Here is a 16,989-nt window from a genome sequence, read left to right as displayed (position 1 = left end):
ATGATTGTATACGTTGAATACGAAACGAACCAAGTAGAAGCTTCCCGCTTCTCACCTGTAGCGACGCTTAAGGCTGTTGGCAGGTCCAAAACAACGTTACAATGATGACGTTGACTTTATGGAAAAGAGCGGGCACTTCTGTGTCCGCTCTTTTTTACTTGGGATATTTCGTAAATATAACGGAGGTGTTAACCATAGCAAAAGATCAAACGCAAGTTAACGATAGAATTCGCGCAAGAGAAATTCGTGTCATTGGTCAAGACGGTGAACAAATCGGTGTTAAACAAAAACGTGAAGCATTAGAAATGGCTGATCGTGTTGGTTTAGATTTAGTCGTAGTAGCGCCTAACGCTAAACCACCTGTTGCTCGTATTATGGATTACGGTAAATACAAATTCGAGCAACAGAAAAAAGAAAAAGAAATGAAGAAAAAACAAAAAGTTATCAATGTTAAAGAAATTCGTTTAAGTCCAACAATTGAGGAACATGATTTCCAAACTAAGTTGAAACAAGGACGCAAATTCTTAACTAAAGGCGATAAATGTAAAGTTTCAATTCGTTTCAGAGGACGTGCCATCACTCATAAGGAAATTGGTCAACGTGTATTAGAGAAATTTGCAGGCGAATGCAAAGATATCGCTACAGTTGAACAAAAGCCTAAAATGGAAGGCCGTCAAATGTTTATTATGCTAGCACCACTAGCAGAAAAATAATTTTTAAAGATATTACAGGAGGAATTTCATTATGCCTAAAATGAAAACACACCGCGGAGCAGCTAAACGTGTTAAAAGAACTGCTTCAGGTAAATTAAAACGTTCAAGAGCTTATACTTCTCACTTATTCGCAAACAAAAGCACTAAACAAAAACGTCAATTACGTAAATCAGCTTTAGTTTCTAAAAGTGATATGAAACGTGTAGCACAATTATTAGCTTACAAAAAATAAGTTATTAACGAGATAAACACACAGGTCAGCTTTAGCTTTGAAATAAAGAAAGCGCCTGAAACAAATCAAAAATAATCAGAGTTATAGATATAACCAAGGAGGAATTCAATATGCCACGTGTTAAAGGTGGAACAGTAACAAGAGCGCGTCGTAAAAAAGTAATCAAATTAGCTAAAGGTTACTTCGGCTCTAAACATACTTTATATAAAGTAGCTAAACAACAAGTAATGAAATCAGGTCAATACGCATTCCGTGACCGTCGTCAAAGAAAACGTGATTTCCGTAAATTATGGATCACTCGTATCAATGCAGCAGCTCGTAACCACGGCTTAAGCTACTCAAAATTAATGAATGGCTTAAAACAAGCTGACATCGACATTAACCGTAAAATGCTTTCTGAAATTGCAATTTCAGACGACAAAGCTTTCGGCGAATTAGTTGAAAAAGCTAAAGCAGCTTTAAAATAATTCATTTACAATACTCAATCATTGGTAGATAAGCGTACTGATGATTGAGTTTTTTTAATACAACTTTACGTTGATTTTAAAACTTTGATAGAATACAGACAAGTACATAAACACAAAGTAAAGGAGAAACACATGTCGAAATTTGATGAAAGAATAATTGTAGTACCAAGAGAAATTGTTTTTAACAAAGAAAAAGACGCATTTAATGGTTTCTTATCAAAAAATGATCCGTCAGGGGAAGCGATTTTCGATAACTTAGACAAGTACGAAGTGAAACGTCGCGGTGATATGGAAGAAGATCCGACATATAAACAATTAATTTCATATTGTTTATTAGAGAACGAAAAGGGCGAAATATTAGTATATGAACGCCTTTCTGGTGGCGGTGAAAGTCGTCTGCATGGACAGTCATCAATTGGTGTCGGCGGTCATATGAATGATGTTATGGATGCACAATCTATTAATGAAGTCTTACGTGTGAACGCACAACGCGAACTAGAAGAAGAAGTCGGTCTTAACAGCAGCAAAACACAAAACATGGAATACATTGGTTTTATTAACGATGATACGAATGAAGTGGGAGAAGTTCATTTAGGTGTCGTATTTAAAATCAGAGTAGATTCAAATAGTGTAGAAGCAAAAGAAACTGACACACTTAAAATCAAATGGATGAATCAAGGTAAATTTGAAAATTACGATGATTTTGAAACATGGAGTGCATTAATCTTACAAGCATTTAATTAGAAGCGGGTGTTAATAATGACTGACATAATCCCATTTCCACAAAATCAATCTAAATTGATTAATGATATTAAAACATCTTTTAAGCATGAACAGTATGATGAGATGTATGATCTTTTTATGAAGTATGAAAAAGATTTTGAGCTCGATACTGACTTGGCTTTACTGAAGTGTGAAATGCTTCTGAGAATGGAACAATACTTAGAATTGCGTGAAGAAGCGATTATCTTGTTGAAACAAGGCTTCGATGCATATAATCGCTTAATGGTGTATTATATGACAAGTCTGCATGGGTTAGGCCAATATTATGAATGTGTTAACCTGTTCAATCAGATTATTGATCAAGTAAAAGATCATGATATACGCATGCAGTTGTTTCCAATTAAAGAAGATGCACAAATGCAGCTGAATCAAAATAAAAAGCACTATATTTCAAAAATGAGTCGCTTTACAACGCTGACTATTGATCAACAGTTATATTTATTATTCGATATGATGCATGAAGGCCAATATGGCTTTGCGGAAACTTTTGCGGAAATTTTAAATCAAGAACGACTTCATTCGCATGTGCAAACAATTATCTTAGAATATTTGAAAAAAGCGCAGTATCAACACGAAATCAATTTTGTTAAAAATAATGCAGAATTTAATGTCGTACCGAAAGCTCTGCCAGGACTTGAATATGCATCTTTTACACAAAAGGTAATTCCGGCGGTGATGCAACAATTTGAAGACCGATTCGGCAGTCAGATGCGAAGTGAAATTTCACAGATGTTGCAAGGTTTTGCAATTGGTATTTATCCATTGGAAATCGAACAAGAAGCACCTGTAGACGCATGGATTGACACATTCTTCAATTATATAGAAGATATGTTGAATCTATCAGAATCAGCAGAGAAACATATGAGTGAACCTGTCTTGATGTGGATTCATGCGATAGAACAGAATATCACTCAATAATTGGGGTAATATGATATTATTGACCTTGATAGAAAATGAAAAATTAGTTTGTTTTAACATTGCGTATACGTTCTAATCACCAGGTTTGTAACCAATTTATACGTATGCTATAATGAAAAAGTTGAAAAATTAAAAAAGGATTATCATGGAGGTTTTTATACATGACAGCAACATGGGAAAAAAAGGAAGGTAACCAAGGCGTTTTAGAAGTTACAGTTCCTGCTAAAAAAGTAGATCAAGCAATCGATCAAGCATTCAAGAAAGTAGTTAAACAAGTAAATATTCCTGGTTTCCGTAAAGGGAAAGTTCCTCGCCAAATTTTTGAACAACGTTTTGGTGTAGAAGCACTTTACCAAGATGCAGTAGATATCTTATTACCAGAAGCTTATGGTGAAGCTATCGAAGAAACTGGTATCAAACCAGTTGATCAACCAGAAATCGAAGTAACACAAATCGAAAAAGGTAAAGACTTGAAATTCAACGCTACTGTTACAGTTGAACCAGAAGTAAAACTTGGTGAATACAAAGGTCTTGAAATTGAAAGACAAAATGCTGAATTAACAGACGAAGAATTACAAGAACAAATTGATCACAGCTTAGGTCACTTAGCTGAAATGGTAATCAAAGAAGATGGTGCAGTTGAAGAAGGCGATACTGTAAACTTAGACTTCGATGGTTATGTTGATGGTGAACAATTTGAAGGCGGACAAGCTGAAGGTTACGATTTAGAAATCGGTTCAGGTATGTTCATCCCTGGTTTCGAAGAACAATTAGTTGGCTTAAAAACTGGTGAAGAAAAAGACGTTAAAGTTACATTCCCAGAAGAATACCACGCTGAAGAATTAGCTGGTAAAGAAGCAACATTCAAAGTAAAAATCAATGAAATCAAATACAAAAATGTTCCAGAATTAGACGATGAAATTGCGAACGAATTAGATTCAGATGCAGATAACGTTGATGAATATAAAGAAAATCTTCGCAAACGTCTTGAAGAAGAAAAGAAAGTCAATGCTGAAAATATTGAAAAAGAAGAAGCAATCAACAAAGCAGTTGAAAATGCTGAAGTAGATATTCCAGAAGCTATGATTAACACTGAGTTAAACCGTATGATGCAAGAATTCGAACAACGTATTCAACAATCAGGTCTTAACTTAGAAACTTACTTCCAAATCTCTGGTCAAGATGAATCTCAATTAAGAGAACAAATGAAAGACGACGCAGAAGCACGTGTTAAAACTAACTTAACATTAACTGCGATTGCGAATGCTGAAGACGTAGAAGCATCTGAAGAAGATGTTGATAAAGAGTTAGAAGCAATGAGCACACAATTCGGTATCTCTGCTGAAGATATCAAGAAAACATTAGGCAACACTGACTTAATTAAAGGTGATGTACGTGTTAAAAAAGTTATCGATTTATTAGTAGACAATGCTAAATTTGTTGAAGGTAAAGAAGATAACAAAGAAGAAGAAAAAGAAGAAAAATAATTCATTCATTTCCAATTGAATAAATGAATAGGTAGAGGGTGAAGTTGCATGATAACTGATTCATACTGAGATGCATGTGCATCATATGAATTAAAACATGTGATTTCATCCTCTACAGTGATTTACGGTCGAAATCATTTCGTTTTAGATATGCTTGTGCTATATTGTTTGTAAGCAATTTTGTTGCATAACCTTTACAAAATGATATATTCAATATACAAGTTGATAAAGTAATGAAATCACCATAGATAAAATAAAAATAATTGTAAATGAACTAAAACCTGCAAAAATGTCGGATATATACAGGTTTTAAAAGAAACGATAAAGTCTATAAACACATTTATTGCATACTATAAAGTGTTTTAGTATAGTCTTTATGGAATAGAGGTGTAAATAATAAATGTTTAAATTCAATGAAGATGAAGAAAAATTGAAATGTTCTTTCTGTGGTAAAGACCAAGACCAAGTTAAGAAACTTGTAGCTGGTAGCGGCGTGTACATTTGTAATGAATGTATTGAATTATGTTCAGAGATTGTTGAAGAAGAACTTGCGCAAACTGCTACAGAAGAATTTACAGATTTACCGACCCCGAAAGAGATTATGGATCAATTAAACAACTATGTAATTGGTCAAGAAAAAGCTAAGAAATCATTATCTGTTGCTGTATACAACCACTACAAACGTATCCAACAACTAGGACCGAATGATGACGATGTAGAACTACAAAAAAGTAACGTTGCTTTAATCGGACCTACAGGTAGCGGTAAAACATTACTTGCACAAACTTTAGCTAAAACATTGAATGTTCCATTTGCGATTGCGGATGCAACAAGTTTAACTGAAGCAGGTTATGTTGGTGAAGACGTAGAAAATATCTTACTACGTTTAATCCAAGCAGCTGACTTTGATATTGATAAAGCTGAAAAAGGTATTATTTACGTGGATGAAATTGATAAGATTGCACGTAAATCAGAAAACACTTCAATTACACGTGATGTGTCAGGTGAAGGTGTTCAACAAGCATTGCTTAAAATTCTAGAAGGTACAACTGCAAGCGTTCCACCTCAAGGCGGACGTAAGCATCCTAACCAAGAATTTATTCAAATTGATACAACGAATATCTTATTTATCCTTGGTGGTGCCTTTGATGGTATCGATGATGTCATCAAACGTCGTTTAGGTGAAAAAGTAATCGGCTTCGCAAGCAATGAAGCGGCGAAAGTTGATGAAAGTGCACTATTAGAACACATTCGTCCAGAAGATTTACAATCTTATGGATTAATTCCAGAATTTATCGGACGTATTCCAATTGTCGCAAACTTAGAAACATTAGATATTTCAGCATTGAAAAATATCTTAACGCAACCTAAGAATGCGTTAGTTAAACAATACAAAAAAATGCTTGAGCTAGATCATGTTGAACTAGAATTTACTGAAGAAGCTTTAACAGCGATTGCTGAAAAAGCTATCGAACGTAAAACTGGTGCACGTGGCTTACGTTCAATCATTGAAGAGTCATTAATTGAAATCATGTATGATATTCCATCTACAGATGATGTAGCAAAAGTGGTTATTACTGCTGATACAATCAATAATGAATCTACACCAGAATTGTACGATGCAGAAGGTAACAAAGTGAATTTAGAAAAAACTTCTGCATAGTTTAGATAAATCAAGCACTCTTTTACTCTGTTGAGAGTATGAGAGTGCTATTTTTATGGGCATTTTTGATAATAGATTCACTTTTAAAATTAAAATTTGATATAATGAAACGCGAATCAATCTAAAAGTAGTAGAAAAGAGGTCGAATATGAATATCAACCCAAATAATATAGAACTGTTAATCAGTGCAGTCAAACCCGATCAGTATCCAGAAACAGGGCTTGATGAAGTGGCGTTAAGCGGGCGTTCAAATGTAGGCAAATCAACGTTCATCAATAGTATGATTGGACGTAAAAATATGGCAAGAACTTCACAACAGCCAGGGAAAACACAAACATTGAATTTTTATGATATAGATCAACAACTTGTTTTTGTGGATGTACCAGGTTATGGCTATGCGAAAGTAAGTAAAAAGCAGAGAGAACAGTTTGGTAAAATGATAGAAAAATATATTACTGAACGTGAACAATTGAAGCTGGTAATCCAATTAATTGATATTAGACATGCGCCGACTCAAGACGATGTACTGATGTATGATTTCTTAAAGTATTATGATCTGCCGGTTTTAATCATTGCGACGAAACAAGATAAAATCGCTAAAGGTAAGATTCAAAAGCATCTTAAAGTGATTAGAGAAAAACTTGAAATGGAAAGTGAAGATACAATTATCAGTTATTCATCGATAAATAATAAGAATCAACAAGTGATATGGAATGCGATTCAAAGTTATTTATAATGAGTTTTATGTAAAAAGATGACCTTTATCATTTATGAAACCTATGAATCATGATAAAGACTGTGAGTATCAACTTTTTAGCAAATGTGTCAATAATATGGATGTAGTTAGCATTTAAAGTGAAATATGACAAAATTATGACTAGACCTTTTCTAGATTAGAATATTTCTAATTAAAAAGGTTTGATGACTTTAAGGTTTAAATTTGTGTGTTATAATTAGTGTACTGTCAATAGTATGGAGGGCGTTAAAAATGCATATAATTGCGATAAGCATCAACCATCGTACCGCTGATGTAGCACTGAGAGAGAAAGTTGCTTTCAAAGCTGATGCCATACAAGAATCGCATATTGATTTATTTGAAACTAAATCAATATTAGAAAACGTGATTTTATCAACATGCAACCGAACAGAAGTCTATGCAGTAGCAGACCAGATTCACACTGGACGTTATTACATCCAACGCTTTTTAGCGCGTAAATTCGGTTTAGAAGTTGAAGAAATCAAATCAATGTCTGAAGCATTGGTGGGGGATGAAGCTGTAGAACATTTATTTAATGTAACTTCAGGCTTAGATTCTATTGTGTTAGGGGAAACACAAATTCTTGGCCAAATGAGAGATGCATTCTTTACAGCGCAAGAAGTTGGTACAACAGGTACGATTTTCAATCATTTATTTAAACAAGCAATCACATTTGCGAAACGTGCACATCATGAATCAGATATTGCTGATAATGCTGTCAGTGTTTCATATGCAGCCGTAGAATTAGCTAAAAAAGTATTCGGCAATCTTAAATCACAACACGCTGTGATTATTGGTGCCGGCGAAATGAGTGAACTCTCATTACTGAACCTAATGGGTTCAGGTATCGAACATGTTACGGTTGTGAATAGAACAGCTGAGCGTGCACGTCAATTAGCAGAGAAGCATCAAGCTTCTTATGCCACTATGGAAGAATTAGAAAACTTATTAGTCAATGCGGATATAGTAATTAGTTCAACAAGTGCATCTGACTATATTATTACTCGAAATATGATGGATTCTGTAAAACGTCAACGTAAACAAGAGTCAATGGTTTTAATCGATATTGCGGTACCTAGAGATATTGATCCAGCTATTGAATCCGACATGAACATTTTCAGCTACGATATCGATGACCTTAAAGGACTTGTTGATGCTAATTTACGTGAAAGAGAAGCAGCAGCAGCGCAAATCGCTGAACAAATTCCACATGAAATCGCAACGCATAACGATTGGGTCAACATGTTAGGTGTCGTTCCTGTTATCAGAGCTTTACGTGAAAAAGCAATGCATATCCAACAAGAAACTATGGATAGCATTGACCGTAAATTACCTGATTTAAGTGAACGTGAACGTAAAGTGATTTCTAAACATACTAAAAGTATCATTAATCAAATGTTGAAAGATCCGATTAAACAAGCTAAAGAATTGAGTAATGATAAAAATAGCAGTGAAAAATTAGAGCTGTTCCAAAATATCTTTGATATTGAAGCTGAAAGTGAATATGAAAAGAGTGTTGCAAAAAAAGAACGCCGACTTTCAGCAAGACAAATCTTAGGTTTTGATTAAACAGCCATAGTATGGTGATGATATGCAAGATATATTTTTCGTGCGTTTCCATGAAGTAACCTTGCTGATTTATTTACTCAGTATTTCTTGCTATTTTTATGATTTTTTTAAAAAGAATCATAAAATTAGAACCTTAGGGTTCTACACACTAGGGATTGTTTGGTTACTGCAAACAATCTCTTTGTCTTTATATATCAATATGGCCAGAGCGGTTCCGCTCGGTTCGGTCTTTGATGTGTTTTATTTTTTGAACTGGATGATTTTATCGATTTCTATAGTCATCAGTGTTGTAAAACATTTAGACTTTTCTATATTTTTGTTTAATGCCATTGGGTTTGTTGTGATGTCGATACATACCTTCAGACCAAATGAAACATATATTCGAGATGCAGAATTCAATGTTAATCATGAATTGTTGATTATACATGTTTCGCTGGCCATTATCAGTTATGCATTATTTTCACTCGCATTTGTAAATGGTGTGTTATATGTATTGCAGTATCGTAACCTTAAACACAAGCATTTCGATCAAAAATATTTTAGAATAGGTAGTGTGTACAGCTTAGAAAAGATGACGTTTTATTCAACAGTCATCGGATTAGTTATTTTAATTATCGGAGTAATTTTAGGCGCACAATGGGGTTTTCAGACAATAGGTTTCAATATTTTGTTAGATCCTAAAGTGGTATCTTCAATAATTGTAATGATTTGTTATGGTATCTACATTCTCTTACGAACAAGAAAATGGGTAAGCCCTTTAAATCATGTTTTATTTAATATGCTGATTTATCTTTTCAGTATGTTCAACTTATTGTTTATTTCTCATTTTCCGAATTTCTTCGGATAAAGTATAACCTTATGCAGAGGAGGACGTTGGCATGCGTAAGCTTGTCGTTGGTTCAAGAAGAAGTAAATTGGCATTGACTCAGAGTCGTCAATTTATTGAAAAGTTAAAAGAGGTACAACCAGATTTAGATATTGAAATCAAAGAAATCGTCACAAAAGGTGATCAGATTGTAGATAGACAACTTTCTAAAGTCGGGGGTAAAGGTTTGTTTGTTAAAGAAATACAACAAGCCTTATTTGACCATGAGATTGATTTAGCCATTCACTCTTTAAAAGACGTGCCAAGTGAATTACCAGAAGGGCTAACTCTTGGCTGTGTTCCTGATAGAGAAATTCCATTTGATGCATTTATTTCTAAAAATCATGTGAAACTTGCAGATTTACCGGATGGTAGCATTGTTGGTACAAGTTCTTTAAGACGGGGCGCTCAAATCCTAGCAAAATACCCTAATCTTGAAATCAAATGGATTAGAGGTAATATCGATACAAGACTTAATAAACTAGAAACTGAAGATTATGATGCGATTATTCTCGCAGCTGCAGGCCTACGTAGAATGGGCTGGTCTGATGATATCGTTACCGAGTATTTACAACCGGATTTACTCATTCCAGCAATTGGTCAAGGTGCACTAGGAATTGAATGTCGTAGTGATGACGAAGAACTTTTAGACCTGTTGAAAAAAGTGCATAATCAAAGCGTAGCAGAATGTGTTACTGCAGAGCGTACGTTCCTTAAAGAAATGAACGGTAGTTGCCAAGTCCCTATTGGAGGTTACGCAACTGTTGATAATGACGGACAGCTAACATTTACAGGCTTGATCATGTCACCTGACGGTAAACAACGCTTTGAACATACAGTTAACGGCCAAAATCCAGTTGAACTTGGCAAAGCAGCAAGTGATGTCTTGAAAGAACAAGGTGCATATGAAATCATTAAAGCATTAAATGATGAAGCCTAATCTATAAGTCGGAGATGAATTGCTATGAGTGCATCAGTCATAATGACGCAATCTAGTTCAATGCCAACAGAAGATCAAAGATGGATACATTTGCCTTTTATTAAATTAGAACCACTCGCTTTTGATGATTCTGTATTAAATCGTTCTTATACTTGGCTTGTATTTTCTTCTAAAAATGCAGTGCGATATTTTTTACCGTATCTTTCACTATTACGCTATGAAAAGGTAGCAGTTATAGGTGAAAAAACACAACGCTTTTGTGAACAACATGGTATAGAAGTAGATTTTTGTCCTGAAGATTTTTCACAAGAAGGATTTCTAGATAAGTTTACGTTCAAAGAAGGAGCCTCTATTTTTATACCCAGCAGTAAAGCAGCACGACCTATATTAGAAGAGGTATTAAAAGAACGTGGGGCAGATGTGGTAAAAATTGATTTATATGAACCTGTTGAGCATCAACAGAATATTCTTTATGCGATTAAGTTGTTAAAAGAACAGTCAGCTGATGGTATTGCATTTGCGAGTTCATCTTCCGCTGAGAACTTTTTTAAAGCATTGAAACGATGCCAAGTACAACCTGATTTTGAGTGTTATGCTATTGGTCAACCAACTTATGAAACAGTTCGTAAAAATGGTTATGATGCTGTCATAGCACGAAAACAAACAATTGATGGTTTAATCTATACAATAAAAGAAAGTAGGAATCTTAAATGAGTTTTGATAGACACAGAAGACTACGTATTAATGAATCAATGCGCAGTCTTGTAAGAGAAAATCACGTACGTAAAGAAGATTTGATTTATCCTATCTTTGTCGTAGAAAGAGACGATGTTAAACAAGAAATTCCATCTATGCCAGGGATTTATCAAATCAGCTTGAATCACCTAGAAGAAGAATTGCAAGAAGCTTATGATTTAGGTATCAGAGCGGTGATGTTCTTTGGTGTCCCAAATGAAAAAGATTCAGTGGGTACAGGTGCTTATGCACATGAAGGTATCATTCAACAGGCAACTAGAAAATCTAAAAAACTTTATCCAGACATGTTAGTGTTAGCAGATACATGTTTATGTGAATATACAGATCATGGCCACTGCGGTTTAATTGATGATCATACACATGATGTTGATAATGATAAAACATTACCATTGCTTGTGAAAACAGCAATTTCTCAAGTAGAAGCGGGTGCTGATATTATTGCACCAAGTAATATGATGGATGGTTTTGTGACTGAAATTCGTAAAGGTTTAGATGATGCAGGTTACTACAATATTCCAATCATGAGCTATGGTATTAAATATGCATCAAGTTTCTATGGTCCATTCCGTGATGCTGCTGAATCAACACCATCATTTGGTGATCGCAGAACATATCAAATGGATCCAGCTAACCGTCGTGAAGCACTGCTTGAACTTGAAAGTGACTTAAAAGAAGGTGCAGATATGATGATTGTGAAACCTGCGTTAAGTTACTTAGACATTATCAGAGATGTTAAAGAAAGAACGAATGTTCCAGTTATCGCATATAATGTCAGCGGTGAATACAGTATGGTTAAAGCAGCTGCATTACAAGGATGGATTGACGAAGAACGTAACGTTATGGAACAAATGGTTTCAATGAAACGTGCAGGTGCAGACATGATTATTACGTATTTCGCGAAAGATGTTTGTCGTTATTTAGATAAGGAGGACAAATAAATGAGTTACGAAAAGTCTATTGAAGCATTTAAAAAAGCAGAACAATTAATGCCCGGCGGTGTGAATAGTCCAGTTCGTGCATTTAAATCTGTAGATATGCCAGCAATCTTTATGGATCATGGTAAAGGTTCTAAAATCTATGATATCGATGGAAATGAGTATATTGATTATGTATTAAGCTGGGGACCTTTAATTTTAGGTCATGAAAACAAACAAGTGATTGACAGCTTGCATAAAGCAGTCGATAAAGGTACAAGTTTTGGTGCTTCTACATTAGAAGAAATTAAATTGGCAGAACTTGTAGTCGACCGTGTACCATCAATTGAAAAAGTCAGAATGGTTTCATCAGGTACGGAAGCAACTCAAGATACAATTCGTTTGGCTAGAGGTTACACAGGCCGCGATAAAATCGTGAAGTTTGAAGGCTGCTACCATGGTCATAGTGACTCACTTTTAATTAAAGCGGGTTCTGGTGTTGCGACTTTAGGTTTACCAGATTCTCCTGGCGTACCTGAAGGAACAGCAAAAAGTACGATTACAGTGCCTTATAACGATTTAGATGCGATTAAACAAGCGTTTGAAATGTATGGCGATGACATTGCCGGCGTGATTGTAGAACCTGTAGCAGGTAATATGGGGGTTGTTCCACCAATTGAAGGTTTCTTACAAGGATTAAGAGATATCACGAATGAGTATGGTTCATTATTAATCTTTGACGAAGTTATGACTGGCTTCAGAGTTGGTTATAACTGTGCACAAGGTTACTTCGATGTTATGCCTGACTTAACTTGCTTAGGTAAAGTAATCGGTGGCGGTTTACCAGTCGGTGCATTCGGCGGTAAAGCGGAAATTATGGATAAAATTGCGCCAGTTGGTTCAATTTATCAAGCAGGTACATTATCAGGTAACCCATTAGCAATGACAAGTGGTTATGAAACATTGAGTCAACTTACACCAGAAAGCTACGAATACTTCAATGAACTTGGAGATATTTTAGAAGAAGGTTTGAAAAAAGTTGCGAAAAAACATAATGTACCATTAACAGTTAACCGAGCAGGTTCAATGATTGGTTACTTCTTAAATGAAGGTCCAGTGACTAACTTTGCTCAAGCAAACCAAAGTGACTTGAAACTCTTCTCAGAAATGTATCGTGAAATGGCTAAAGAAGGCGTCTTCTTACCACCATCTCAATTCGAAGGTACATTCTTATCTACTGCGCATACAAAAGAAGATATTGAGAGAACAATTGAAGCGTTTGATAAAGCATTTGAACGCGTCACAAATAAATAATATAAATTCACTTAATTATAGAGTGAGATATCAAATTCTAGGTGTCTCACTCTCTTTTTGTATAAATTATTTTTGTGAACGATTATAATATCGGTTAGAAATCAATTCTTATAACTTTCGTATAAAGCGTGTTATGATGATAATGAATGAAAAGTAGTGGGATAAGGGTAGTGGTAATCAATGAATAAAAAATTGCGTAATAATATTATCGTATTATTACTGGCAATCGTTATCAGTTTGATTCTATCTGCAATGAATATCATGCTGCCTTATATGTTTGGTCCTATAATCGCAAGTATCATTTGTATCCGAGTCTTCAAGTTGGAAGTAGAATGGCCGTTTTGGCTCAGTCAGTTGGGTTTAATTTTACTAGGGGTACAAATTGGATCCACATTTACACGGACGGTTTTAAATGATATTACGCAAAACTGGTTATCTATTGTTTTAGTAACAGTATTGCTGTTGGGGATGGCAATACTGATTGCATATTTCTTTAAAAAGATTGCAAAAGTAAATAATGAAACAGCATTGTTAAGTGTTATTCCTGGAGCATTAAGCCAGATGTTAATTATGGCTGAGGAAGACAAGCGTGCCAATATATTAGTAGTGAGTTTAACACAGACTTCACGTGTTATCTTCGTAGTCATCTTGGTTCCAATGATGTCTTATTTTATGTCGAGTGGAAGCGAAGAAGCATCTAGCAGTAAATTGGTGGAACTTGAACCGCTCACTCACGTGTTGAATATTGGACAAATCGTATTGTTGATTGTTGCTATTGCGATCGTTTACTTTGTAATGGCAAAAATTAATTTTCCAACGAAGCAATTGCTGGCTCCAATTGTGGTATTAATTGCTTGGAACATGTTTACGAATGAAACATTTTCACTGGATAACTATTTAATTGCGGCAGCACAGATTGCCTATATGATTAGAATCGGTATTCAAATTTCTAAATTAATGAATGATTTAAAAGGACGCGTGGCAGTTGCTATTGCTTTCCAAAATGTAATGCTCATCTTATTAGCTGGTGTCATGGTCTATTTAATATCACTCTTTAATCATATGCCGTTAAATGATTTATTCTTAGGTGCAGCACCCGGAGGTATGAGTCAAATAGTCTTGGTTGCGATGGAAACACATGCTGATGTAGCCATCATTTCTAGTTTCCATATCTTTAGAATTTTCTTCATTTTATTCTTAATCGCGCCAATCATAAAATATTTCTTAAGCTATACTGAGCGTAAACTGAATAAGTAGCACATGAAAATAACCGCCCGATGAGGCGGTTATTTTGTATATATCTTATTAAATTAATGTGTTTCACCTAATGCGATAGTTTCATCACGATTATCTGCTGATAACTCTGAGATTGCCGCTTCCAGCCCTTTAACAATAGTACCTAGCGCCATAGAAGGTGTATTCGGTTTATTCGTGACTTGTTCAGGAATGAACGGTACATGAATAAAACCAAATTTAATATAAGGGAAAGTAGTCGCATGCAAATATCCTAATTGATAGAGTACATGATTACATACAAAAGTTCCTGCAGTATTTGAAAGTGAAGCAGGAACACCTGCATCTTTAATCGCTTGTGTCAGGCGTTTTACTGGCATATTTGAAAAGTAAGCAGGTGCGCCATCTTCTTGAATAACTTCATCAATGGGTTGATTACCTTTATTATCTGCAATTCTTGCATCATCTACATTAATGCCGACACGTTCGGGTGTTAAATCAAATCTGCCGCCAGCTTGTCCAATAGCAAGTACCGCATCATATGTTTCAATTTTAAGTTGTTGTTTAATAGCTTCAACTGATTCATTGAATACAGTAGGGATTTCTAATTTAGTAATCGTATGTTCACCGATTGTTTCTGGTAATAACTTCACTGCTTCTAAAGCTGGATTTGTTTTTTCTTTGCCAAACGGATCAAAAGCTGTAACTAAAATATTCATGTTATCTTCTCCTTTATCTGTTTATTAAAATGCCCAGAAATACATTAATCCGATATGTACTAAGATTAATATGAAAGCCACTGGGATTTGTGCTTTGATGACACTGAATTCATTTTTCATTTCTAATAAAGCAACAGGTAATGTATTGAAGTTTGCGGCCATTGGCGTTAATAAAGTACCACAGAAACCACCGGTCATCGCTAGTGCACCAGCAATTGCAGGGTCAGCACCTTGTGCAATGACGAAAGGAATACCAATACTTGCGGTAATAACAGTAAAAGCTGCAAATGCATTACCCATCAACATTGTGAAAATGACCATACCTAATATATACGCAGTGGCGCCAATTAAGTGATTGCCTTCAGGTAAGAAACTTGAAATACCGTTAGAAATCACTTTGCCAACACCGCTGACTGTAAATAGTACTCCTAATGCTGCTAAGAATTGCGGTAAGATACCAACTGTCCCAACTTGTTGTGTCAATCTATCACTGTCATATAACATGTATTTTGCTTTAGGCTTGATAATGAAATACGCAGCAATCAAACCGACAACTGAAGCAATTCCTAAGCCAATGGCGCCGCCAAGGGGTGTCCAGTTTGAAATGATGACAGCTACAACAGCTAAAACAACTGCTGGCCAAAAGAGTTTATTGCCAAAACGTTCAGCGCCTTGATTACCTTGTTCCTCAGTAACGTCCACGATGTTTTTGATAGTAACCTGACGTGTTAATGTTAATAGTCCCATTAACAAGATAAGTGCACCATTGATTACGTTTGGTATATACGGTCCAAAAATAAATGTTATCGCAAGCAATACCCAAAAGAGGGCAGTGCCAATACGTTTTTCTTTGTTTGAATCTCGCAATACACGGTAGGCTGTATAAAGTAATTGGATACCAATTAAAATATAAAAGAACTCAAGGATAGTTTCTAATGTATGTTGACTCATGCTTGATCCTCCTTGTTTCTGTATTTACGTTCTAAGTAACGGTCTAACAAAATATTTTTAACTACGACAATCAGAATTGTGATGATTGCGATTGGTACAGAAGCAAGCGCTAAACTGACCGCATTGACTTTAATATCAAGTGAATTAAATGTACCGACCATTAAAAGTACGCCAGCAGCACCTACAAATAAATTCTGGCCAAAGAAGTTACCGTAGTTCTCCATAGCCGAAGCTTCTGCTTTAATTTTCTCCACATCTTTTTCATCGATTTGTTCAGGTTTTAAATTATATTTTGTTTTCAATGCCCCTTGAACCATCGGATTAATTAACGGACGTACGAATTGAGGATGACCTCCGATCCGAATGGAAGCGAGTCCTGCAATTTCTCTAATTAATAAATATAAGGATAATAAACGTCCGCTGGTCATGGATTTAACCTTTCCGATTAATACGGTTGCTTGTTTTTTTAATCCAAATCGTTCAATTAAACCAACCATAGGTAAGGTTAATAAGAAAAGAGATACCAGGCGATTATCGACAAAGGCTTTGCCGAGGACGTCTAATATTTCAAAGAAATCCATACCGGATACAAGTCCGGTTACAATCGCAGCAGCTAAAATAACCGCAATCGTATCAAACTTAAATAGGAATCCGATAATAATAACTAGAATACCTATTAATTTTAACCATTCCATAAAATGCCCCCTT

General features: G+C 35.2%; 18 protein-coding genes and 1 other annotated feature. Of the genes, 15 read left to right on the top strand and 3 right to left on the bottom strand.

The genetic code is table 11. The features are described from left to right. Positions 1-25: 25 nt before the first annotated feature. Positions 26-162, top strand: a sequence feature (ribosomal protein L20 leader region). 23 nt (positions 163-185) lie between these two features. The 15 genes from infC (at position 186) to HMPREF2937_RS12435 (ending at position 14,635) form a co-directional block, all read left to right on the top strand. Continuing rightward, positions 186-713, top strand: coding sequence for a translation initiation factor IF-3 (infC, locus tag HMPREF2937_RS12505; RefSeq protein ID WP_031262802.1), 528 nt, complete (start codon positions 186-188; stop codon positions 711-713). Positions 714-744: 31 nt separating this feature from the next. After that, positions 745-945, top strand: coding sequence for a 50S ribosomal protein L35 (gene rpmI / locus HMPREF2937_RS12500; protein WP_002481156.1), 201 nt, complete (start codon positions 745-747; stop codon positions 943-945). Positions 946-1,055: 110 nt separating this feature from the next. Next, the gene (gene rplT, locus HMPREF2937_RS12495) at positions 1,056-1,412 is read left to right on the top strand and encodes a 50S ribosomal protein L20 (RefSeq protein WP_002481155.1); all 357 of its coding nucleotides are present in this window, start codon (positions 1,056-1,058) and stop codon (positions 1,410-1,412) included. A 132-nt stretch (positions 1,413-1,544) separates the two neighbouring features. Next, positions 1,545-2,156 carry an NUDIX domain-containing protein gene (locus tag HMPREF2937_RS12490; protein WP_070864726.1) on the top strand — a complete coding sequence of 204 codons (612 nt, stop codon included), beginning with the start codon at positions 1,545-1,547 and terminating at the stop codon, positions 2,154-2,156. Positions 2,157-2,171: 15 nt separating this feature from the next. Beyond that, positions 2,172-3,113, top strand: coding sequence for a hypothetical protein (locus HMPREF2937_RS12485; RefSeq protein WP_070864724.1), 942 nt, complete (start codon positions 2,172-2,174; stop codon positions 3,111-3,113). A 161-nt stretch (positions 3,114-3,274) separates the two neighbouring features. Then, positions 3,275-4,600, top strand: a complete 1,326-nt coding sequence (gene tig / locus HMPREF2937_RS12480; RefSeq protein ID WP_002481152.1) for a trigger factor — start codon at positions 3,275-3,277, stop codon at positions 4,598-4,600. 400 nt (positions 4,601-5,000) lie between these two features. After that, positions 5,001-6,263, top strand: coding sequence for an ATP-dependent Clp protease ATP-binding subunit ClpX (clpX, locus tag HMPREF2937_RS12475; protein ID WP_002481151.1), 1,263 nt, complete (start codon positions 5,001-5,003; stop codon positions 6,261-6,263). Positions 6,264-6,411: 148 nt separating this feature from the next. Next, positions 6,412-6,999, top strand: a complete 588-nt coding sequence (gene yihA, locus HMPREF2937_RS12470; protein ID WP_023016081.1) for a ribosome biogenesis GTP-binding protein YihA/YsxC — start codon at positions 6,412-6,414, stop codon at positions 6,997-6,999. Positions 7,000-7,251: 252 nt separating this feature from the next. Further along, the gene (gene hemA / locus HMPREF2937_RS12465; protein WP_070864722.1) at positions 7,252-8,589 is read left to right on the top strand and encodes a glutamyl-tRNA reductase; all 1,338 of its coding nucleotides are present in this window, start codon (positions 7,252-7,254) and stop codon (positions 8,587-8,589) included. 22 nt (positions 8,590-8,611) lie between these two features. Next, positions 8,612-9,436: a cytochrome C assembly family protein gene (locus HMPREF2937_RS12460; protein ID WP_002481148.1), complete on the top strand. Its 825-nt coding sequence runs from the start codon at positions 8,612-8,614 to the stop codon at positions 9,434-9,436. A gap of 31 nt (positions 9,437-9,467) precedes the next feature. Beyond that, positions 9,468-10,394 carry a hydroxymethylbilane synthase gene (gene hemC / locus HMPREF2937_RS12455; protein ID WP_002481147.1) on the top strand — a complete coding sequence of 309 codons (927 nt, stop codon included), beginning with the start codon at positions 9,468-9,470 and terminating at the stop codon, positions 10,392-10,394. A 24-nt stretch (positions 10,395-10,418) separates the two neighbouring features. Beyond that, complete coding sequence (locus HMPREF2937_RS12450) at positions 10,419-11,108, top strand: uroporphyrinogen-III synthase (protein ID WP_057510435.1); 690 nt, start codon at positions 10,419-10,421, stop codon at positions 11,106-11,108. Next, the gene (hemB, locus tag HMPREF2937_RS12445; protein ID WP_002481145.1) at positions 11,105-12,088 is read left to right on the top strand and encodes a porphobilinogen synthase; all 984 of its coding nucleotides are present in this window, start codon (positions 11,105-11,107) and stop codon (positions 12,086-12,088) included. Before HMPREF2937_RS12450 ends, hemB begins: the two co-directional genes overlap by 4 nt. Beyond that, the gene (gene hemL, locus HMPREF2937_RS12440) at positions 12,089-13,378 is read left to right on the top strand and encodes a glutamate-1-semialdehyde 2,1-aminomutase (protein ID WP_002481144.1); all 1,290 of its coding nucleotides are present in this window, start codon (positions 12,089-12,091) and stop codon (positions 13,376-13,378) included. 180 nt (positions 13,379-13,558) lie between these two features. Beyond that, entirely contained in the window at positions 13,559-14,635 is a 1,077-nt protein-coding gene (locus tag HMPREF2937_RS12435; protein WP_070864721.1) for an AbrB family transcriptional regulator, read from the top strand. Between the two features lie 53 nt (positions 14,636-14,688). On the opposite strand, the gene pcp is transcribed toward HMPREF2937_RS12435, so the two are convergent. From pcp to HMPREF2937_RS12420, 3 genes are read right to left on the bottom strand one after another with little or no spacing between them, the layout of a single operon-like run. After that, positions 14,689-15,330, bottom strand: coding sequence for a pyroglutamyl-peptidase I (pcp, locus tag HMPREF2937_RS12430; RefSeq protein WP_070864719.1), 642 nt, complete (start codon positions 15,328-15,330; stop codon positions 14,689-14,691). A gap of 24 nt (positions 15,331-15,354) precedes the next feature. After that, entirely contained in the window at positions 15,355-16,281 is a 927-nt protein-coding gene (locus HMPREF2937_RS12425; RefSeq protein ID WP_070864717.1) for a DUF979 domain-containing protein, read from the bottom strand. Then, the gene (locus tag HMPREF2937_RS12420) at positions 16,278-16,976 is read right to left on the bottom strand and encodes a DUF969 domain-containing protein (RefSeq protein ID WP_023016078.1); all 699 of its coding nucleotides are present in this window, start codon (positions 16,974-16,976) and stop codon (positions 16,278-16,280) included. Before HMPREF2937_RS12420 ends, HMPREF2937_RS12425 begins: the two co-directional genes overlap by 4 nt. Positions 16,977-16,989 lie beyond the last annotated feature (13 nt).

The organism is Staphylococcus sp. HMSC061G12, assembly GCF_001838465.1.
Lineage (GTDB): Bacteria > Bacillota > Bacilli > Staphylococcales > Staphylococcaceae > Staphylococcus > Staphylococcus simulans.
Note: the sequence above shows the minus strand (reverse complement) of the source record. Positions and strands in the feature narration are given on the sequence as shown.